General features: G+C 66.6%; 20 protein-coding genes and 1 pseudogene. 15 read left to right on the top strand and 6 right to left on the bottom strand.

Going from position 1 to position 19,530, the window contains the following annotated elements; genetic code table 11:
• The 4 genes and pseudogenes from HMPREF2886_RS19225 to HMPREF2886_RS19210 all read left to right on the top strand — a co-directional run.
• Window positions 1-359 (top strand): annotated as a pseudogene (locus tag HMPREF2886_RS19225) (chemotaxis protein); the annotation flags it as partial.
• A gap of 317 nt (window positions 360-676) precedes the next feature.
• On the top strand, window positions 677-1,792 hold the full coding sequence (locus tag HMPREF2886_RS19220; RefSeq protein ID WP_003110035.1) for an N-acetylglucosaminyl phosphatidylglycerol synthase: 1,116 nt from the start codon (window positions 677-679) through the stop codon (window positions 1,790-1,792).
• Window positions 1,785-2,546, top strand: coding sequence for an N-acetylglucosaminyl phosphatidylglycerol deacetylase (locus tag HMPREF2886_RS19215; RefSeq protein WP_033973700.1), 762 nt, complete (start codon window positions 1,785-1,787; stop codon window positions 2,544-2,546). Before HMPREF2886_RS19220 ends, HMPREF2886_RS19215 begins: the two co-directional genes overlap by 8 nt.
• Window positions 2,543-3,544 carry a glucosaminyl phosphatidylglycerol flippase gene (locus tag HMPREF2886_RS19210; protein WP_003120851.1) on the top strand — a complete coding sequence of 334 codons (1,002 nt, stop codon included), beginning with the start codon at window positions 2,543-2,545 and terminating at the stop codon, window positions 3,542-3,544. Before HMPREF2886_RS19215 ends, HMPREF2886_RS19210 begins: the two co-directional genes overlap by 4 nt.
• Here the strand turns inward: HMPREF2886_RS19210 and HMPREF2886_RS19205 are convergent.
• Together HMPREF2886_RS19205 and purU are read right to left on the bottom strand one after the other, a co-directional pair.
• The gene (locus HMPREF2886_RS19205) at window positions 3,519-3,731 is read right to left on the bottom strand and encodes a hypothetical protein (protein WP_003115238.1); all 213 of its coding nucleotides are present in this window, start codon (window positions 3,729-3,731) and stop codon (window positions 3,519-3,521) included. The two genes, HMPREF2886_RS19210 and HMPREF2886_RS19205, sit on opposite strands and share 26 nt — an antisense overlap.
• 49 nt (window positions 3,732-3,780) lie before the next feature.
• The gene (gene purU / locus HMPREF2886_RS19200; protein ID WP_003101174.1) at window positions 3,781-4,632 is read right to left on the bottom strand and encodes a formyltetrahydrofolate deformylase; all 852 of its coding nucleotides are present in this window, start codon (window positions 4,630-4,632) and stop codon (window positions 3,781-3,783) included.
• A 259-nt stretch (window positions 4,633-4,891) separates the two neighbouring features.
• On the opposite strand from purU, the gene mvaT reads away from it, so the two are divergent.
• Window positions 4,892-5,266 (top strand): histone-like nucleoid-structuring protein MvaT, encoded by a 375-nt coding sequence (gene mvaT / locus HMPREF2886_RS19195; protein WP_003093888.1) that lies wholly within the window; start codon window positions 4,892-4,894, stop codon window positions 5,264-5,266.
• 84 nt (window positions 5,267-5,350) lie between these two features.
• Here the strand turns inward: mvaT and sbcB are convergent, their stop codons facing one another.
• Entirely contained in the window at window positions 5,351-6,793 is a 1,443-nt protein-coding gene (sbcB, locus tag HMPREF2886_RS19190; RefSeq protein ID WP_070748089.1) for an exodeoxyribonuclease I, read from the bottom strand.
• Window positions 6,794-7,017: 224 nt separating this feature from the next.
• Here sbcB and HMPREF2886_RS19185 point away from each other — a divergent pair, with 224 nt between their 5' ends.
• The 7 genes from HMPREF2886_RS19185 to HMPREF2886_RS19155 are packed head-to-tail and all read left to right on the top strand — an operon-like array spanning window position 7,018 to window position 14,725.
• On the top strand, window positions 7,018-7,755 hold the full coding sequence (locus HMPREF2886_RS19185; RefSeq protein WP_033976457.1) for a hypothetical protein: 738 nt from the start codon (window positions 7,018-7,020) through the stop codon (window positions 7,753-7,755).
• A 37-nt stretch (window positions 7,756-7,792) separates the two neighbouring features.
• Window positions 7,793-8,590: an RDD family protein gene (locus HMPREF2886_RS19180; RefSeq protein ID WP_023443546.1), complete on the top strand. Its 798-nt coding sequence runs from the start codon at window positions 7,793-7,795 to the stop codon at window positions 8,588-8,590.
• Window positions 8,587-9,567, top strand: a complete 981-nt coding sequence (locus HMPREF2886_RS19175) for a stage II sporulation protein M (protein WP_003093893.1) — start codon at window positions 8,587-8,589, stop codon at window positions 9,565-9,567. Before HMPREF2886_RS19180 ends, HMPREF2886_RS19175 begins: the two co-directional genes overlap by 4 nt.
• Window positions 9,554-11,125, top strand: coding sequence for a DUF4129 domain-containing protein (locus HMPREF2886_RS19170; protein WP_033976455.1), 1,572 nt, complete (start codon window positions 9,554-9,556; stop codon window positions 11,123-11,125). Before HMPREF2886_RS19175 ends, HMPREF2886_RS19170 begins: the two co-directional genes overlap by 14 nt.
• Window positions 11,122-12,393: a DUF4350 domain-containing protein gene (locus tag HMPREF2886_RS19165; RefSeq protein WP_003112781.1), complete on the top strand. Its 1,272-nt coding sequence runs from the start codon at window positions 11,122-11,124 to the stop codon at window positions 12,391-12,393. The genes HMPREF2886_RS19170 and HMPREF2886_RS19165 overlap by 4 nt, the downstream gene beginning before the upstream one ends.
• A complete protein-coding gene (locus HMPREF2886_RS19160) occupies window positions 12,390-13,397 on the top strand; it encodes an AAA family ATPase (RefSeq protein WP_003112780.1) in 1,008 nt (335 codons plus the stop codon). Before HMPREF2886_RS19165 ends, HMPREF2886_RS19160 begins: the two co-directional genes overlap by 4 nt.
• Entirely contained in the window at window positions 13,394-14,725 is a 1,332-nt protein-coding gene (locus HMPREF2886_RS19155) for a DUF58 domain-containing protein (RefSeq protein WP_057388101.1), read from the top strand. The genes HMPREF2886_RS19160 and HMPREF2886_RS19155 overlap by 4 nt, the downstream gene beginning before the upstream one ends.
• 4 nt (window positions 14,726-14,729) lie before the next feature.
• Here the strand turns inward: HMPREF2886_RS19155 and HMPREF2886_RS19150 are convergent, their stop codons facing one another.
• From HMPREF2886_RS19150 to HMPREF2886_RS19140, 3 genes are all read right to left on the bottom strand, one after another.
• Complete coding sequence (locus HMPREF2886_RS19150; RefSeq protein ID WP_039028237.1) at window positions 14,730-15,089, bottom strand: PilZ domain-containing protein; 360 nt, start codon at window positions 15,087-15,089, stop codon at window positions 14,730-14,732.
• Between the two features lie 60 nt (window positions 15,090-15,149).
• Window positions 15,150-15,572 carry a DUF4124 domain-containing protein gene (locus HMPREF2886_RS19145; protein WP_033973689.1) on the bottom strand — a complete coding sequence of 141 codons (423 nt, stop codon included), beginning with the start codon at window positions 15,570-15,572 and terminating at the stop codon, window positions 15,150-15,152.
• Between the two features lie 102 nt (window positions 15,573-15,674).
• Window positions 15,675-16,058, bottom strand: a complete 384-nt coding sequence (locus HMPREF2886_RS19140; RefSeq protein ID WP_003120855.1) for a tetratricopeptide repeat protein — start codon at window positions 16,056-16,058, stop codon at window positions 15,675-15,677.
• Between the two features lie 93 nt (window positions 16,059-16,151).
• On the opposite strand from HMPREF2886_RS19140, the gene HMPREF2886_RS19135 reads away from it, so the two are divergent.
• The 3 genes from HMPREF2886_RS19135 (at window position 16,152) to pyk (ending at window position 19,491) form a co-directional block, all read left to right on the top strand.
• Window positions 16,152-16,958, top strand: a complete 807-nt coding sequence (locus tag HMPREF2886_RS19135) for a tol-pal system YbgF family protein (protein ID WP_033973688.1) — start codon at window positions 16,152-16,154, stop codon at window positions 16,956-16,958.
• Between the two features lie 84 nt (window positions 16,959-17,042).
• Window positions 17,043-17,957: a universal stress protein gene (locus HMPREF2886_RS19130; RefSeq protein WP_070748087.1), complete on the top strand. Its 915-nt coding sequence runs from the start codon at window positions 17,043-17,045 to the stop codon at window positions 17,955-17,957.
• A gap of 82 nt (window positions 17,958-18,039) precedes the next feature.
• Window positions 18,040-19,491: a pyruvate kinase gene (gene pyk, locus HMPREF2886_RS19125; protein ID WP_003093930.1), complete on the top strand. Its 1,452-nt coding sequence runs from the start codon at window positions 18,040-18,042 to the stop codon at window positions 19,489-19,491.
• The last annotated feature ends 39 nt before the right edge of the window (window positions 19,492-19,530 follow it).

Here is a 19,530-nt window from a genome sequence, read left to right as displayed (position 1 = left end):
CGGCCCAGCAGATCCAGAAGATGATCGAGGAACTGCAGATCGGCGCCCAGGAAGCGGTCAGCACCATGACCGAGAGTCAGCGCTACAGCCTTGAAAGCGTGGAGATCGCCAACCGTGCCGGCGAACGCCTGAGCAGCGTCACCGGACGGATCGCCGAGATCGACGGGATGAACCAGTCGGTGGCCACCGCCACCGAGGAGCAGACCGCGGTGGTCGACTCGCTGAACATGGACATCACCGAGATCAACACCCTCAACCAGGAAGGCGTGGAGAACCTCCAGGCCACCCTGCGCGCCTGCGGCGAGCTGGAAACCCAGGCCGGGCGCCTACGCCAGTTGGTGGACAGCTTCAAGATCTGAGCACTGCCCGAGTCGTAGCCGAACCGGCGGATAATCGCGCCGCGGCCATCCGCCCTGCCCCCGGCCATTCGTAGGGTGAACAACGCCAACGGCGTTGTTCACCCTTATCCTGCCAGGATGCCTCCCGAGGCATGCCTTCCTCTCCGCCCGCGCCCTCTGCGACCTATTCCCGCGCTGGCTGCCGCAAGCGCGCCGGCTCGCGCTTTCTTTCCTAGACTTGAAGCTACCCACGGCTCCCGCACACCGTTCGAACGACTGCCGGTGCCGGTGGTCCACTGAGTGGCAGAAGGAACAAGCTCAACGGAGGAAGGCCCATCGTGCACATCGCCGATATGACCATGTTCTACGCGCCTGCCAGCGGGGGGGTACGCACCTATCTCGAAGCCAAGCATCGCCATCTCTGGCACTATCCCGGCATTCGCCACAGCGTGCTGGTTCCCGGCGCCGGCTATCGCCAGGCGAACGGCATCCACGAGGTGCCGGCGCCGCCGCTGCCGTTCGGCAACGGCTACCGCTTCCCTCTTCGCCGCGGCCCCTGGCGCAAGGTACTGCGCAATCTGCAACCGGACCTGATCGAGGTCGGCGACCCGTACCTCACCGCCTGGGCGGCGCTCGACGCGCGACGTCGGCTGGACGTGCCGGTGATCGGCTTCTACCACTCCGACCTGCCGCTGCTGGTGAGCAATCGCATGGGCGCCTGGCTCGGCACCAACGCGGACAACTACGTCAGCAAGCTGTACGGCCACTTCGACCGGGTCCTGGCCCCCAGCCGGGTGATGGCGGAAAAGCTGATGCGCCTGGGCGTCGCCGACGTGCATGTACAACCGCTGGGCGTCGACCTCGTCACCTTCCATCCGAGCAACCGCGATCCGGGGCTGCGCCAGGAACTCGGCCTGGACGAGGAAACCCGCCTGCTGGTGTTCGCCGGGCGCGGTTCGCGGGAAAAGAACCTGCCGGTACTGCTCGACGCCATCCAGCGCCTCGGCGACGGCTATCACCTGTTGCTGGTGGGTTCCAACATGCCGACCCGGGTACCGCGCAACACCAGCGTGGTCGACCATTTCTGCGACAGCCGCGAAGTCGCCCGCCTGCTGGCGAGCAGCGACGCGCTGCTGCACGCCGGCGACCAGGAGACCTTCGGCCTGGTCGCACTCGAAGCGATGGCCAGCGGCATTCCGGTGGTGGCGGTGCGCGCCGGGGCACTGGCCGAAATAGTCCCGGAGCGTTGCGGCGTGCTCTGCGCACCGAACAACGGCGACGCCATGGCCTGCGCGGTGCGCGAACTGTTCAGCCACGACGTCGAGCTGCGCGGCCAGCGCGCCCGCCGTCACGTCGAGCGCCAGCATGCCTGGGACGCGGTGGTCGCCGGCCTGCTCCTGCACTACCACGCGGTACTCGGCGACAGCGAGGCGAGGTTCCCGCGCTATGGCTGAACGCAGCCTGCTGCTGGTGTTGCACGACGTGGCCCCGGAAACCTGGCCGGACTACCGGCCCTTCGTCGAGGCCGTGGACGCGCTCGGCCAGGTCCCCATGACCTGGCTGGTAGTACCCGACTTCCACCATCGCAACCCGCTGGAAGCCGACGAAAAGTTCTGCAAACTGCTCTCGCGGCGGGTAACCCGGGGTGACGAACTGGCTCTGCACGGCTTCTATCACTACGATGACGCCCCACCACCGCGTACTCCAGGGCAATACTTCATGCGCCGCATCTACACCTGGGAGGGAGAGTTCTATGCCCTCGACCACGCCGAGGCCAAGGCCCGCCTGGCCGCCGGCATCGAGCTGTTCCGCCGCCGCGGATGGCCGCTGCACGGTTTCGTCGCGCCGGCCTGGCTGATGAGCGCCGGCACCCGCCAGGCGCTCGGCCAGAGCGGGCTGCGCTACACCAGCGACCCGTCCAACCTGTACCTGCTTCCCCACCTGCAACCGATCGAGGCCCCCGGCCTGGTCTGGAGCGCGCGCAGTGCCTGGCGTCGCGGCCTCTCCTGGGCGCTCAGCGAGCAGCGCCGGCGGGCCTGGCGCGCAGCGCCGGTGATCCGTCTCGGACTCCATCCGGTCGACATGCGCCATCGCTTTTCCCGCGAATACTGGCTGCGTACCCTGCGCACCCTGCTGTCCGAGGGGCGCCAGCCGCTGACCAAGATCGACTGGCTGGAGCGCCACCTCGCCCTGGACCACGCGGCATGAGTCGAGGCTGGTTACTGCTGTTCGGTTTGATCGGTGCTTCGCTGATTCCGCTGGTGCTCGGCGGCAGCGACATGTTCCCGCGCTTGCGCGCCTTCCCGCTGGACAGTCTGCTGCTGATGTTCGGCATGATCGTGGTCTGCTGGTTCATCAACGGCCTGCGCCTGCGCTTGCTGCTCGCCGGGCGTGCCGGCAAGCTCGGGCAATTGCAGAGCGTCGGCATCATCATGGCCAGCGAATTCGCTTTCTGCGCCACTCCGGGCGGCAGCGGCGGGCCGTTGACCCTGATGGCGCTGCTGGCCCGGCGCGGCCTGCGTCCGGCACAGACCAGCGCGGTGTTCGCGGTCGACCAGTTGGCCGACCTGACGTTCTTCCTCTGCGCCCTCGGCGCGATCCTGATCTATGCCCTCAGCCATTCGCTGAGCCCGAACATGGAATCGAGCCTGATCTTCAGCGCGGTATTCCTGGTCGGCCTGTTCGTCGGCGCGGTAATGCTGATCCGCTACCTGCACCAGGTGATCCGCTTCAACGGGCGGGTTCTGGCGCGGCTCGGCGTGTCATCGCGCAAGCGCCTGCACTGGGGCCGCAAGATCCTGCATTTCCGCATTGCCCTGCACGACAGCCTGCGTCTGCCGAAACGACGCCTGCTGGCAGTCTTCCTCCTCAGCAGTACGCACTGGCTGCTGCGCTTCAGCGTGCTCGACCTGACCCTGCGCGGCCTGGGAGTGGACATCCAGTGGGCCTGGACCTTCCTGATCCAGATGGTCTCGCTCAGCGCCGGACAGCTATCGCTGATCCCCGGCGGCGCCGGCGGCACCGAGCTGACCTCGGCGGCCCTGCTGGCCCCCATGATCGGCAAGTCGACGGCGGCGGCGGCCATCGTCATCTGGCGAGCGGTGACCTTCTATTTCTACCTCGTCGCCGGCGGCCCGGTGTTCGCCGTGCTCGCCGGACGCCCGCTGCTGAAGAAGCTGATCAGCAGTCGCGAGGCTTCTTCCTGAGCGTATCCTCGGCGTTAGCCTCGCCCGTCTCGCTGGCGCTCTCCTGGATACGCCGCCAGAGTTCGGCCGCGCCGGGAAACTCGGTTCCGTCCTCGTCGCCGAGGGCGTCGATGTCGTAACGGCTTGTGCAACCCTCGCCGAGGGTCGGTGGCGGGCTGGCGGTGCCCGCCGACCTGGGATCGCTCATGTTCGTTCCTCCGGGTGCCGGCCCTGGCCGGCATTCCAGGGAAGCCGGCTCAGTCGAACACCACCGTCTTGTTGCCGTGTACCAGTACGCGGTCTTCCAGGTGGTAGCGCAGTCCGCGCGCGAGCACCAGCTTTTCCACGTCCTTGCCCAGCCGCACCATGTCTTCGACGTTGTCGCGGTGAGTGACCCGCACCACGTCCTGCTCGATGATCGGACCGGCGTCCAGTTCCTCGGTCACGTAATGGCTGGTCGCGCCGATCAGCTTGACCCCGCGCTTCGACGCCTGGTGGTACGGCTTGGCGCCGATGAAGGACGGCAGGAAGCTGTGGTGGATGTTGATCACCTGGTGGGCGTACTTGCGGCACAGGTCCGGCGGCAGGATCTGCATGTAGCGAGCCAGGACGATGCAGTCGGCGCCATGTTCGTCGATCAGCCGGGAAACTTCATCGAAGGCCGGCTGCTTGTCCTGCGGATCGACTGGAACGTGGAAATACGGGATGCCGTGCCACTCGACCATGCTGCGCAGGTCGTCGTGGTTGGCGATCACGCAGGGAATCTCGCAGTCCAGTTCGCCGCTGTGCCAGCGGTGCAGCAGATCGGCCAGGCAATGGGACTCCTTGCTGGCCATCAGCACCACGCGCTTCTTCACCTCGGAATCGGTGATCCGCCATTCCATGGAGAATTCGCGGGCGATCGGGGCGAAAGCCTGGCGGAAGCCATCCAGGTCGAACGGCAGAGAGTCGGCACGGATCTCGTGGCGCATGAAGAACCAGCCGTTATCGTTGTCGGAATGATGGCTGGCTTCGGTGATCCAGCCATTGTAGGTGGCCAGGAAGTTACTCACCTTGGCAACGATCCCGACCCCGTCGGGACAGGCGATCACCAGCCGAAAAGTGCGCATGGGTATACTCCAGAAACATCGCGAAAGGCCGCCATTCTAGCGGCATGGCGGGAAAAGTTCAGCCTCGGCGAAGGCCTTTCGACAGGCTGTTGCACGAGAGAATAAACCCGCACAACAGGGCAATCCCGATGCGGAATTAATTACTTTGAATTTCATCGAGAAAAGTTTTCATCGCGGTTTACTTACAGTTTCGCCCTGACTATTATTGAATCTACTTACATGCCCGCCACCGCCACTCAGCACAGACAAGGTACCTGACATGTCCCTGATCAACGAATATCGCGCCACGGAAGAAGCCATCAAGGAACTTCAGGAGCGCCTGAAGTCCCTGGAACAAGACGACAAACTGAAAAAAGAACTGGAATTCGAAGAGAAGCTGCGCACGCTGATGGGCACTTACCAGAAGTCCCTGCGTGACGTGATTTCCCTGCTCGATCCGGACGCCAAGATCGGCAAGAGCACCCGCACCGCCAAGGCGCCTGCCGGCAAGCGCGCGCGCAAGGTCAAGCAGTACAAGAACCCGCACACCGGTGAAGTCATCGAGACCAAGGGCGGCAACCACAAGACTTTGAAAGAGTGGAAAGCCAAGTGGGGCCCCGAGGCCGTCGAGAGCTGGGCCACCCTGCTCGGCTGAACCAGTCAGGTCCACGAAGAACGCCAGCCCAGTGCTGGCGTTTTTCATTTCCGCCGGATTGTACCGGCTCCCCTGCCTGCGCCCTCAAGTCTCCAGCGAATAGCGTTGACGCAGTTCCGCGGCGTAATCACGCCAGGCCGCAAGTACCGCCGGCAATGTGCCGCCCTGCTCTTGCCGACAAGCCTCCAGCGCCGCCTCGAAGGCCGGCAAAGTATTCGGTGCGCCGTATTCTTCATGGGACAAACGATTGCGGCAGAAGCTTTCCCATTGTTGGCGCTCGGCCACATTTAAAGTTTCCGGGAAATTTCGCGCACGATAACGGAAGAACAACTCCTGCAAGCGGGCATCGTCGAAGGGCCATTGTTCTTTGGCCAATTGCTCCGGTTCGGCAAGGCGCAGCTGTTCACAAAGGCGTCGATCCCGATCACCAATAAATCCGTCATACAACTGTTGTTCGGGGTCGTCGCTGGCGGAGAAACTTTCTTCGCCATATAGCGCTACCAGTTTGTCCGCCCAGACGGTTTGATGCTGGCGCAACAGCTCGGCTTTTCGCTGGCACTCCTCGAGTTCGATGCCGGTTCGCTGGCGATCCTCGGCGCGCAATACCGACAGCGGCGCCACCACCGGGCAACGGTTGACCTGGATCTGCTTCAGCGGCACCGGCAACTCGCCCTCGGCCAGTTCGTCGCGACGGGTATACAGGCGCCGGCGCAGCTCCTCGGCGGACAGTTCCAGCAGCGGTGCGGGCTCGGCACACAGGTCGCAGACGATCAGGGCATTGCGGTTGCGCGGGTGCCAGGCCAGCGGCAGGACCACCGAGAGGAAATGGCGCTCCGCGGAAAAGCGCCCGGAGACATGCACCAGCGGCTGCAGCAGGCGGACCTGGTCGAGCACCTTGTGCTTGCTGCGCAACTGGTAGAGGTAATCGTACAGGCGCGGCTGGCGCTGACGGATCAGGCGGGCCAGGGCGATGGTCGCGCGAACATCGGACAGCGCGTCGTGGGCCTGGCCATGTTCCAGGCCATTCGCCGCGGTGAGCAGCTCCAGCTTCAGCGAGACGCGGCCATCCACCTCCGGCCACTGGATGCCCTCCGGGCGCAGGGCATAAGCGGTACGGACCATGTCGATCAGGTCCCAGCGGCTATTGCCGCCTTGCCACTCGCGGGCGTAGGGATCGAAGAAGTTGCGGTACAGGCTGTAGCGCGTCACTTCGTCGTCGAAGCGCAGGGAGTTGTAGCCGGCCACGCAGGTCGCCGGCTGCGCCAGCTGGGCGTGTACCCGGGTCATGAAGTCGGCCTCGGACAGCCCCCGCTCGGCCAACCGCTGCGGGGTGATGCCGGTGATCAGGCAAGCCATAGGGTGAGGCAGGATATCGTCGCTGGGACGGCAATACAGGTTCATCGGCTCGCCGATCTCGTTCAGCGCCTCGTCCGTGCGGATCCCGGCGATCTGCAACGGCCGGTCGCGGCGGGGGTCGATGCCGGTGGTTTCGTAGTCGTACCAAAAAATACTCGCGTTCACGGTCATTCCCTTTCTGGCGGTACCGGGCAGTCTACCAGTGACTGCCGCGAAGCTCGCGACCCACTTCGGGGATTTCCAGGTTTCCCAACGAACTCACGGAAAGCGCCGTAGGCACGGCCCGCCAGGGCGCGTCAGTGCGCATATCTGCCATCCGAACCTTGCGTTGTCCCCTCCGCCCTCGCTAGCATTCCGCTCGCACGGATGCCCGTTTCACTGACAAGGACAGCACCATGAACGACACCAGCAATCCCTACGCAACACCCGCCAGCGCCCTGCAACCGACCCAGGCGGTGCCGCCGGTCATCGGCGACTACGACTTCCGCATCGGCGACGTGATCAGCGAAGCCTGGTCCAGGATCAAGGGCGTCAAAGGCATCCTGATCGGCGCCTTCGTGGTCTACAGCGTGGTGATCCAGACCATCACCTTCATCCTCACCCTGCTCTTCGGCGGTATCGGCCTGATGAGCGAGGCCGATCCCATCGCCTTCGCTGTCGGCCAGATGATCGCCAGCCTGGTCGCCACGGCGGTGGGCTACCCGTTCTTCACCGGCCTGACCATGATCGGCATCCGCCGCGCCGCCGACCAGCCGGCGACCTTCAACGAAATGTTCAACTACTTCGGCATGCTGGTGCCGCTGCTGCTCACCGGCCTGCTGATGATGCTGATGGTCTACGTCGGCTTCTTCCTGCTGATCATCCCCGGCCTCTACCTGAGCGTCGCCTACATGCTCGCCCTGCCGCTGGTGGCCGAGCGCGGCCTGACGCCCTGGCAGGCCCTGGAAACCTCGCGCAAGGCCATCAGCCGCCACTGGTTCAAGGTGTTCGGCCTGCTGCTGGTGCTGAGCCTGCTGATGCTGGTGAGCATGATCCCGCTGTTCATCGGCCTGATCTGGACCGGCCCGCTGTTCGTCGTTTCCATGGGTATTCTCTACCGCACCATCTTCGGCGTTCGCCCGCTGGGCAACTGAGGTGCAGACCGGGCCGTCGCGGCGGCCCGGTTGCCTGATGACGCCACGCTGGCTAGCATCTGACTTTCCCCGACACGGCCCCCCGATGCCACCGAACGCAGCCGCCCGCCTCGTCGCGCCCGCCTCCCGGCCAGGCGCCGAGGTCCTCGACACCCACTACCACGTGGAAACGCCGGAAGGCATCGACCTGCTCCTGCGTCCCGCCGGCGTCGTCCCCCGGGCCCTGGCCTATACCATCGACCTCTGCATCCGCGGCCTGATCATGCTGGTGCTGATGCTCGGCCTGGCGTTCCTCGGCAAGCTCGGCGCCGGCCTCGGCCTGCTGCTGACCTTCGTCATGACCTGGTGGTACATGGTCCTCTTCGAGGTGCTCAACCAGGGCCGCTCGCCCGGCAAGCAGATGATGGGACTGCGCGTCGTCCACGACGACGGCACTCCGGTGGGCTGGGCCGCGTCGCTGCTGCGCAACCTGCTGCGCTTCGCCGACATCCTGCCCTTCGGCTACGCCCTTGGTCTGCTCTGTTGCCTGAACCATCCGGCCTTCAAGCGCCTGGGCGACATCGCCGCCGGCACCCTGGTGGTCTACCGCGAACCCGAACTGAGCCGGCCCAGCCTGCCTGACGTCGAGCCGCAACTGCCGCCCTTCCCCATGAGCCTGGAAGAACAGCGCGCCTTCCTCGGCTTCGCCGAACGCGGTGCGGCGCTTTCCTCGGCACGCCGCGAGGAACTGGCGGGCATTCTCGCCGAACCGCTGGGCGTCGAGCCGGTACGCGCCCAGGCCGAGATCAACGGCATCGCCCGCGGCTTTCTCGGCCTGCGCCAGGAGAGCGCATGAAACAGAGCCTCTTCGAACAGCGCCACCAGGCCGCCTGGCAACGCTTCGACAAACGCCTCGCCTTCCTCGAGAAAGGCAAGAAGCTGGAAGGCTCCAGCGACGACTTCGCCGCCGATTACCGGCGCCTCTGCCAGCAACTGGCGCTGGCCCAGGAGCGCGGCTACAGCAGTCACCTGATCGACCAGTTGCAGCAACTGGCGATGCGCGGCCACCAGCAGTTCTACCGGCACCGCAGCCACCTCGGCAGCCGCATCCTCGGCTTCCTGCTCGCCGGCCTGCCGCGCCTGGTCCGCGAGGAATGGCGCAGCATCGCCGTGGCCAGCCTGCTGTTCTACGGCAGCGCCCTGCTCATGGGGCTGCTGGTCTATCACTTTCCCGACCTGATCTACAGCGTGGTCAGCCCGGACAAGGTCAGCGAGATGGAGTCTATGTACGCCCCGGAAACCACCCGCCTGGGTCCGTTGGGGGCACGCGACACCAGCGACGACTGGGAAATGTTCGGCTTCTACATCATGAACAACATCGGCATCGCCTTTCAGACCTTCGCCAGCGGCGTGTTGCTGGGACTCGGCAGCCTGTTCTTCCTGCTGTTCAATGGCCTGATGATCGGTTCGGTGGCCGGCCACCTGACGCAGATCGGCTACGTGCAGACCTTCTGGCCGTTCGTCATTGGCCACGGCGCGTTCGAACTGACCGCCATCACCTTCGCCGGCGCCGCCGGCCTCAAGCTCGGCTGGGCGCTGCTCGCGCCAGGTCGCCTGACCCGCGGCGAAGCCCTGCGGCTGGCCGCCCGGCGCAGCGTGCAACTGATCGCCGGGGTGATCGTGCTGTTGCTGCTGGCGGCCTTCACCGAGGCCTATTGGTCTTCCATCAGTCATTTCGAGCCGCGGGTGAAGTACGCGGTCGGCGCGGTCCTCTGGTTGCTCGTCGGCAGCTACTTCCTGTTCGCTGGACGGAGCCGCCATGCGCCTGACTGACGCCAGCGTGGCGATCCGCCCGCGCAGCGCCTGGGAAGCGCTCGACCTCGGCATCCTCCTGGCGCATCGCCATGCGCGCCTGCTGATGGGCAGCTGGGCGTTGCTGACCCTGCCGCTGTTCGCCGTGCTCAGCCTCCTGCTGTGGCAGCATCCGACCCTGGCGATCCTGATCTTCTGGTGGCTCAAGCCGGCCTTCGAACGACTGCCGCTGTACATTCTCTCGCACGCCCTGTTCGGCGATACGCCAACCCTGAAGCAGGCCCTGCGCACCTATCCCGCCCTGCTGAGGAAACAGTTGCCGGCCAGCCTGCTGTGGCGTCGCTTCAGTCCGACGCGCAGCTTCGACCTGCCGGTCCTGCAACTGGAAGGACTCGCCGGGGAGCCCCGCAGCCAGCGGCTGATCGTATTGTCCCAGCGCAACGCCGGCGGAGCGACCTGGCTGACCGTGGTCGGCGTGCACCTGGAAATGGCGCTCTGGGCCGGCTTCGCCATGCTTCTCTACCTGCTGATCCCGGCGCAGAACGAGATCGACTGGAACTGGCAGAGCCTGCTCGATCCGGAAGCCGGCGAATGGCTCTGGCTGGAGCACCTGTCGAACCTGCTCTACGTCCTGGTGCTGGTAGTCTGGGAGCCGATCTACGTGGCCTGCGGCTTCACCCTCTACCTGAACCGGCGTACCGAACTGGAGGCCTGGGACATCGAACTGGTGTTCCGTCGCCTGCGCCAGCGTCTGGTCGGCAGCGCCTATGTCCTTCTGCTCGGCCTGGCCGCTTCGCTGGCCTGGCTACCCGCCCCTTCCGCCTACGCCGAGCCGGCCGCCGCCGCCAGCGCCGGCGAAGCCGAGCTGCCGCCCGAGCAGGCCCGCCTGCTGCGACAGAAGCTCAACAGCGAACAGGCCGGCAAGCAGATCCGGGCGATCGTCGACGGCGCGCCGTTCAAGAACAGCGAGACCGTTACGGGCTGGCGCTTCGGCGACAAGACCGAGAAAAAGGACAGCCGCAAGGAGGACGAAGAGCGGCTCAAGGCATTCTTCGAGGCCCTGGCCAACTGGGTGCCATTCCGTCACGCGGCGCAGGTCATCGAAGTACTGCTCTGGGCGCTGCTGTTCAGCGCGGTGTTCCTGCTGGTCTGGCGCTACCGTGAATGGCTGCGCCTGTTCGTCGGCAACCTGGGCTTGCCGCAACGGGCCCGCCGCGAAGCGCCGACGGTGATGTTCGGCCTCGATCTCAGTCCGGAAAGCCTGCCCGACGACATCGCCGGCAACGCCGAACGGCTCTGGAACGAGAAACCACGGGAAGCCCTCGGCCTGCTCTACCGCGGGCTGCTCAGCCGCCTGCTGCATGACTACCGCCTGCCGTTGAAGGGCTCCCATACCGAGGGCGAGGTCCTGCGCCTGGTCGAAGGCCTGGAGCAACAACGGCCGCTGCTGCACTACAGCCAACTGCTGACCGCCCAATGGCAGGCGCTCGCCTACGGCCATCGGCTACCGGCCGACGACGCTCGCCAACGCCTCTGCGACGGCTGGCGCAGCCTTTTCGCCGCGGGAGCCAAGCCATGATGAGCCGGCGCGCGCGCTTCCTGCTGCTTGCCGTGCTCCTGCTGCTGGCCGGTCTGCTGGCGATCTTCCTGGCCAGCCGCCTGCAACCCTATACGGAGACGATCGACCTCGGCCCATCGCCGGAGGCCCGGCGCAATCCCTACCTGGCCGCCGAACTGTTCCTGCGCAAGCAGGGGGTCACGGTGAGCCGCGCCGACGGCCTTGAGGTCCTCAAGGAGCTGCCGCCCTCCGGGCATACCCTGCTCCTGCTCGGCAGCCGCTCCGGCATGACTCCCGGCCAGGCTCGCCGCCTGCTGCAATGGAGCGAGCAGGGCGGGCACCTGGTGCTGATCGCCGAACGCCTGTGGGACGAGGACGAAAAGAAGAGCGGCGACCTGCTGCTCGACAGCCTGGATATCCGCCAGTACCTCACCGAGGACTTCGACGACAGCCAGGACCGGGCCAGCGAGGAAACCGCCGACGCCGACGCCGACGAAGGTAGCGTCGACGACCACGCGACCGAAGCGCCTCCGGAGGACACCGCCGGCGAGGAAGAAGAGCCCGCCGACAGCGTGCCGGACTATTCCGCACTGACCCGCCTGTACCTGGAAAACGAGCGCTCGCCAGCCTACATCGGCTTCGATCCCGACTACCACCTCTACGATCCGCAGAACCACGCCTACGCCTGGGCCAACAGCGGCGACGCCACCCACCTGTTGCAGATGCAGCACGGCAAGGGCCTGGTCACGGTGCTCACAGACGCCTGGATCTGGCAGAACCGCAACATCGAGCAGTACGACAACGCCTGGCTGCTCTGGTACCTGACCCAGGACAACCAGGTGACCCTGCTCTACCGCGCCGAACGCGACAGCCTCGCCACCCTGCTCGCCCGCCACTTCCCCGAGGCCCTGGCGGCAGCGCTGCTGTTGTTGCTTGCAGGCCTGTGGCGCGCAGGGCTGCGCCAGGGTCCCTTGCAGCCGGTGGCCAGCCGTTCGCGCCGGCAACTGGAGGAACACCTGCGCGCCGGCGCCGACTTCCTCCTCCGCCAGCGCGGCCACGTCGCCTTGCTGCACGGTCTGCAACGCGACATCCTGCGCAGGGCGCGGCGTCGCCACCCCGGTTTCGAACAGCTCGGCGTCGCCGAGCAATGGCAGATCCTCGGGCGCATGACCCGCCTGCCACCCAGCGCCATCAGCCAGGCCATGCGCCCATATCCGGCGCAGCGCCTTTCCGCTGCCGACTTCACCCGCCAGGTCGCCCACCTGCAAAGCCTCAGGAATGCCCTATGAGCGAACAGACGCCCGAACAACCGAGCACCGCGCCCAACCCGGCGCTCCAGCGCCAGCGCGCCAGCCAGCTGGCCCAGGCCCTGCGCACCGAACTGCAGAAAGCCCTGATCGGCCAGGGCGCGGTGATCGACGACGTGCTCACCGCGTTGCTCGCCGGCGGCCACGTGCTGGTGGAAGGCGTGCCGGGGCTCGGCAAGACCCTGCTGGTACGCGCCCTGGCTCGCTGCTTCGACGGCGGCTTCGCGCGCATCCAGTTCACCCCCGACCTGATGCCCAGCGACGTCACCGGTCACGCCGTATACGACCTCGCCAGCGAGCAGTTCAAGCTGCGCAAGGGGCCGGTGTTCACCCACCTGCTGCTGGCGGACGAGATCAATCGCGCACCGGCCAAGACCCAGGCCGCCCTGCTGGAAGTGATGCAGGAGCGCCAGGTCACCCTGGAAGGACGCGCGCTGCCGGTGCCGCAACCGTTCATGGTGCTGGCGACGCAGAACCCGATCGAGCAGGAAGGCACCTATCCGCTGCCGGAAGCCGAACTCGACCGCTTCATGCTCAAGCTGCGCATCGATTACCCGGCCGAAGCCGAGGAACAGACCCTGGTGCGCCAGGTGACCCGTTCCGCGCGCAGCGACATGCTCGACGTGGCCAACCTGCGGCCGTTGCTGAAGGACAAGGACGTTCTCGCCCTCCAGCGGATCGCCAGCGACCTGCCGATCGACGACCAGGTCCTCGACTATGCCGTGCGACTGGCCCGCACCACCCGCAACTGGCCGGGCCTGGCCCTCGGCGCCGGACCTCGCGCGTCGATCGCCCTGGTCCGTTGCGGCCGGGCGCGGGCGCTGCTGCGCGGCGGCGAGTTCGTGGTGCCGGACGACATCAAGGGCTGTGCCCTGGCGGTCCTGCGCCATCGGGTCCGGCTGTCTCCGGAGCTGGACATCGAGGGGCTGTCGGTGGACCAGGTCCTGCAACAGTTGCTCGACCAGGTACCGGCCCCCCGCGTATGAAGCCATCGCGCGCCCTGCTGGCGCTGTTCGCCGCGCTCCTGCTGCTGGCCATCGGCCTGGGCAGCCTGTCGGCGCTCGGCCAGCGGTTGCCTGCGCAACTGCACACATTCTGGTGGGCGGCGCTCGCCGCGCTGCTCCTGCTCGGCCTGCTGGACGCCCTGTGGGCGCGCCGCCAGGCGGTGCCGAAGCTGAGCCGCCAGCTCAGCGGCAACCTGCCGCTGGGGCGCTGGAGCGAAGTGCGCCTGCATCTGCAGCACACCTATCGGCGTCCGGTTCGCCTGACCCTGTTCGATCACCTGCCGGCCGGCATGGATTTCGAGTACCTGCCGCAGGAGGTCGAACTGCGCCCGGGCGAAAGCACCGAGGTCGGCTACCGGGTGCGGCCGCTGAACCGCGGTCACTTCGTGTTTCCCCGCTGCGAGCTGGAACTGCCCAGCCCGCTGCGCCTGTGGCGGCAGCGCCGCTACCTGGAAGCACGCGGCGAGACCCGCGTCTACCCGGACTTCGCCCGCCTCTACGGCGCCGAATTGATGGCGGTCGACCACTGGCTCAACCAGATCGGCGTACGCGGCGGCCAGCGCCGCGGCCTCGGCCTGGAGTTCCACCAGTTGCGCGAATTCCGCGACGGCGACACCCTGCGCCAGATCGACTGGAAGGCCACCGCTCGCAAACGCACGCCGATCGCCCGCGAATACCAGGACGAACGCGACCAGCAGATCCTCTTCCTGCTCGACTGCGGCCGCCGCATGCGCAGCCAGGACGGCGACCTGTCGCACTTCGACCATGCCCTCAACGCCAGCCTGCTGCTGGCCTACGTGGCCCTGCGCCAGGGCGATGCAGTGGGCGCCATGACCTTCGCCGGCGACGACCGCCGGCACCTCCCGCCAGGCAAGGGCAGCGCCCAGCTCGGCGCGCTGCTCAACACCGTCTACGACCTGCAGACCAGCCAGCGTCCCGCCGATTTCCCGGAAGCCGTGCAGGCAGTGCTGTCCCACCAACGGCGGCGGGCCCTGGTGATCCTGGTAACCAACCTGCGCGACGAGGACGACGAGGAACTGCTCGGCGCGGTGAAACGCCTGGGCCGCCAGCACCGGGTGCTGGTCGCCAGCCTGCGCGAGGAAGTGCTCGACACCCTGCGCCAGGAGCCGGTCGCCCGCTACGAGCAGGCGCTCGCCTACACCGGCACCATCGACTACCTGAATGCGCGCAACGGCCTCCACGAGAAGCTCGCGGCCCACGGCGTGCCAGTGCTCGATGCGCGTCCCAGCGAACTCGGGCCGGAGCTGATCAGCCGCTACCTGGGCTGGAAGCGCGCCGGCGTGCTTTGACGGATCAGACCGACTGCGGCTGGCGGGGGAAGCTGAAGTAGCGGCGCAGCGCCTCCACCAGTTCGAGGAATTCGGCGGGCGGCGCCAGCAGATGGAAGCCGGAATCGAAATGACCGGGCGTGACGTCCTCGCTGGTCCACCGGCAGTCGGCGGAAAAATCGATGCATTGCGGGCGACCACCCAGTCCCGGAACCTTCAGGCGCAGTTCGAAACGCGCGCCGACCAGCATCGGCAGTTGGCTGATCAGCAGCAGGCCGTCCTCGGAGACGTTGCCGATGTAGCCCATCGGCTTATCGGTGATGCGATTGAACACCTTCAGGTAGCTGGGCAACTGATGGCGCTGGATATGTCGTTGAAGACCCATAATGGCATTTCGCTATGATTTGCAGTCCAGTATGACGATGCCGGCGCTCGGGGAACAAGCTCAGCGGCAGCGTTCGGACTCCCGCGAGGCCAGTTCGCGACGAATGGCGTCCAGCTCGGCATCGCTCAGGTAAACCGGCCCGCCGCCGGCGTCCTGCCGATAGAAGCGGCCGCCGCGTTCGAGCTGGGACAACTGTTGCCGCAAGCGCCCGCATTCCTCGGCCAGCGCAGCCTGGCGCTGGCCGGCGCGTTCGGCGGCGGCGGTGCGTTCCTCGCGACGAGCATCGAAATACTCCTGGGTGCGCTGCTCGCGCTGGCGGGTCGCGGCGTCACGTTCCACCACCTGCGGCCTGACTTCGACGCGTTGCGCGCCGGCCGGTGGCGTGGCGGAGAAGTGTACCTTGCCCTGGGCATCGGTCCAGCGATAGATGTCCGCCTGCGCCAGCACGGGCATCAGGGCGGCACAGAACCACAGGGCACGCATGCGAACCTCCTCCGTGAAATCCAGGGCGAAGCTTACCGGATAGACCGGGGTCCCATGCGACCGACGGTCAGCCTGAACGCCCGTCCAATCCCTCCCGGCCGCCTACAGGCGGGTCGGCACGGCGCTGGCCGAGGCCGGCGTCTCGCTCAGCCGGCCCAACTGGCGCAACGTCTCCAGCCGCGCCTTGGCACGGTAGGCATATTCGCTGGTGGGGTAACGGGCGATGATGAAGTGGTAGGTCTGCGCCGCGTCGACGAACAGGCTCTGGCGTTCCAGGCACTGGCCGCGCAGCAGCGAGATTTCCGGCTGCAGGTAGGGCCGCGCGCGAATCCGCCGTTCGGCCCGCGACAGGTCGAGCATCACCTGTGCGCAATCGCCTTTGTCGTAGGCGCGGTAGGCCCCGTTCAGGTCGCTGTTCAGCGACCAGCTGTTACAACCGGTGGCACTCAGCGCCAGGCAGGCAACGATCAAGCTTCGCATAGGCATATCCTCCGTTGGGAACTGTATCGGCGCGTATTGGCGTGACTGAAGGGCCTGACTAGACTGGGGTGGCCCTCGCCCTGGCGCCAAGGAGATGCCATGCGCTTCGCCCGCCGTCTCGTCCTGCTCCCGTTGCTGTCGCTGCTGGCCGCCTGTTCGCCGACCACACCGCTGTTCGTCGCCCAGGTGACCACTGGCGAAGTCGCCGAATACAAGCAGATGAAGAGCAACCGCATGACCGCCGCCATCGAGGAGGAAGGCGACCTGCTGACCTACAGCGCCATGGCGATCCGCGACAACAGGAGCGCCGAGGCGGAGAAGCTCTACCTCACCGGCTACGACAATAGCCGCTACAGCGCCGAGGTGCGCGGTATCTCGCTGTACCAGATCGGCCTGATCTACATGAGTCGCTACAACGACCAGCGCGACGACACCAAGGCCACCGACTACTTCCAGCGCGTGGTCCGCGAGTTCCCCGGCACCCACGCCGCCGAGCATGCCCAGGCGCGCCTGCTGGCAATGCGCCAGCGGGCCAGGGAGCCGGTGCAGAAGAGCGCCCGCGAATTGCTCGCCACCTGGAAGCCACAACAGAACCTCGACCTCTACAAGACCAGCCTCGACCCGGACATGACCCTGCTGTCGCGCCGCGCGGTGCTCAAGGATCGGGTCGACGAAGCCGCCGAGCTCTACCTGCTGGCGGTCAACGATCCGGCTATTCCTGCCGGTATAAAGGAAAAGGCCCTCTACCAGCTCGGCCTGATGTACCTGGCGCCGGACAACCCGCACCCGAACCGCGACAAGGCCATCGAATACCTGCGTCGCCAGTTGCTCGACTATCCTGAAGGCGAATTGTCGAACAAGGCCGGCCGGCACCTCGACCAGGCGCTCAACGTGCAACCGCGCTGATCCCCGCCGGACTGACCCAGATCAAGCGCCCGTCGCGGCACCTGGTCTGCAATGGCATTCCCGCCCAGTGCCAGGAGCGTTGCCATGAACCTGCATAACCTGCTGGTGGTCGTCGACCCGAGCAGCGACGAACAGCCGGCCCTTACCCGTGCCCAGTGGATCGCCGAACGCAGCGGCGCCAGCGTCGAGTTGCTGTTGTGCGACTTCAACCCGGCGCTGGACGGCGGGCTGTTCTTCGACAGTCACTCGCTGCAGCGTGCCCGCGACCTTTACCTGGACGAACGGGTCACCTGGCTGGAGCAGCTTTCCATGCCGCTGCAGCAGGTCGGCATCCGCACTCAGGTCGAGGCCCAGTGGGGCAAGCCGCTGGACCGGATGGTCCTGCAACGGGTCGGCGAAACCCGGCCCGACCTGGTCCTCAAGAGCACCCGCAAGCACAACCTGCTGCGCCGCCTGCTACTGGGCAACAGCGACTGGCAATTGATCCGCCACTGCCCGCAGCCGCTCTGGCTGGTCCATCACGACGCCTGGCGCGGCCAGCGCCTGTGCGCGGCGCTCGACCCGCTGCATGCCAGCGACAAGCCGGCCGCCCTCGATCACCGGCTGATCGCCGCCGCCCGCCAGCTCGAAGCCAGCCTGGGGCTGCGCGCCGACTACCTGCATACCCACGCGGCGATGCCGCGCAGCCTGCTGTTCGACGCGGAAATGCTCGCCGGCTACGAGCGTTTCGTGCTGCAACATGAGGAACGTCACCGCCAGGCCTTCGACGACCTGCTGGCGGCCTACCCGGAGATCGCCGCGGAGCGCCGCCACCTGCTGGCCGGCTATGCCGAGCAGGCGATCCCCGACTTCGTCCGGGCCAACGACATCGATCTGCTGCTGATGGGCGCGGTCGCCCGGGGGCACCTGGACAACGCGCTGATCGGGCAGACCGCCGAACGCGTCCTGGAAGAGGTGGAATGCGACCTGCTGGTGCTCAAACCGACAAATGACATCTGATGCAGATAGTATGACTCCGCAGTCGCCGCCGAGCCTCGCCGGTGGTAGCCTGCACGCCAGCGTTATCCAAGGAGTCCTTTGCATGTCCGTTCGCCGCACCAAAATCGTCGCCACCCTCGGCCCAGCCAGCAATTCCCCGGAAGTGCTGGAGCAACTGATCCTGGCCGGGATCGACGTCGCCCGTCTCAACTTCTCCCACGGCACCCCCGATGAACACCGCGCCCGCGCCAGGCTGGTGCGCGAACTGGCGGCCAAGCACGGCCGCTTCGTCGCCCTGCTCGGCGACCTGCAAGGACCGAAGATCCGCATCGCCAAGTTCGCCAACAAGCGCATCGAATTGCAGGTCGGCGACAAGTTCCGCTTCTCCACCAGCCACGCCCGCGATGCCGGTACCCAGGAAGTGGTCGGCATCGACTACCCGGACCTGGTGAAGGACTGCGGGGTCGGCGATGAACTGCTGCTGGACGACGGCCGGGTGGTGATGGTTGTCGAGGAAGTCGCCGCCGACGAACTGCGCTGCCGGGTGCTGATCGGCGGCCCGCTGTCCGACCACAAGGGCATCAACCGCCGCGGCGGCGGTCTCACCGCACCGGCGCTGACCGACAAGGACAAGGCCGACATCAAGCTGGCCGCGGACATGGACCTGGACTACGTGGCCGTTTCCTTCCCGCGCGACGCCAAGGACATGGAATACGCCCGCCGCCTGCTCACCGAGGCCGGTGGCAAGGCCTGGCTGGTGGCCAAGATCGAGCGCGCCGAGGCGGTCGCCGACGACGACGCACTCGACGGCCTGATTCGTGCCAGCGACGCGGTGATGGTGGCCCGTGGCGACCTCGGCGTGGAAATCGGCGATGCCGAGCTGGTCGGCATCCAGAAGAAGATCATCCTGCACGCCCGCCGCAACAATAAAGTGGTGATCACCGCGACCCAGATGATGGAGTCGATGATCCACAGCCCGATGCCGACCCGCGCGGAAGTCTCCGACGTGGCCAACGCCGTGCTCGACTACACCGACGCGGTGATGCTCTCGGCGGAAAGCGCCGCCGGCGAGTACCCGGTGGAAGCGGTGAAAGCCATGGCCCGCGTCTGCCAGGGCGCCGAGAAGCACCCGACCAGCCAGAAATCCAGCCACCGCCTCGGCCAGACTTTCGACCGCTGCGACGAGAGCATCGCCCTGGCGTCGATGTACACGGCCAACCACTTCCCGGGGATCAAGGCGATCATCTGCCTGACCGAAAGCGGCTTCACCCCGCTGATCATGTCGCGCATCCGCTCGTCGGTGCCGATCTACGCCTACTCCCCGCACCGCGAGACCCAGGCTCGCGTGGCGATGTTCCGCGGCGTGGAAACCATCCCCTTCGACCCGGCGGCGCTGCCGGCGGAGAAGGTCAGCCAGGCCGCGGTCGACGAGTTGCTCAAGCGCGGCGTGGTGACCAAGGGCGACTGGGTGATCCTGACCAAGGGCGACAGCTACACCGCCCAGGGCGGCACCAACACCATGAAGGTGCTGCACGTCGGCGACCTGCTGGTATAAGCGCACGTCGCGGCGGATAACGCCCGTGGCGTTATCCGC

The sequence above is a fragment of the Pseudomonas sp. HMSC066A08 genome (genome assembly GCF_001813025.1).
GTDB classification, from domain to species: Bacteria; Pseudomonadota; Gammaproteobacteria; order Pseudomonadales; family Pseudomonadaceae; genus Pseudomonas; species Pseudomonas aeruginosa.
Note: the sequence above shows the minus strand (reverse complement) of the source record. Positions and strands in the feature narration are given on the sequence as shown.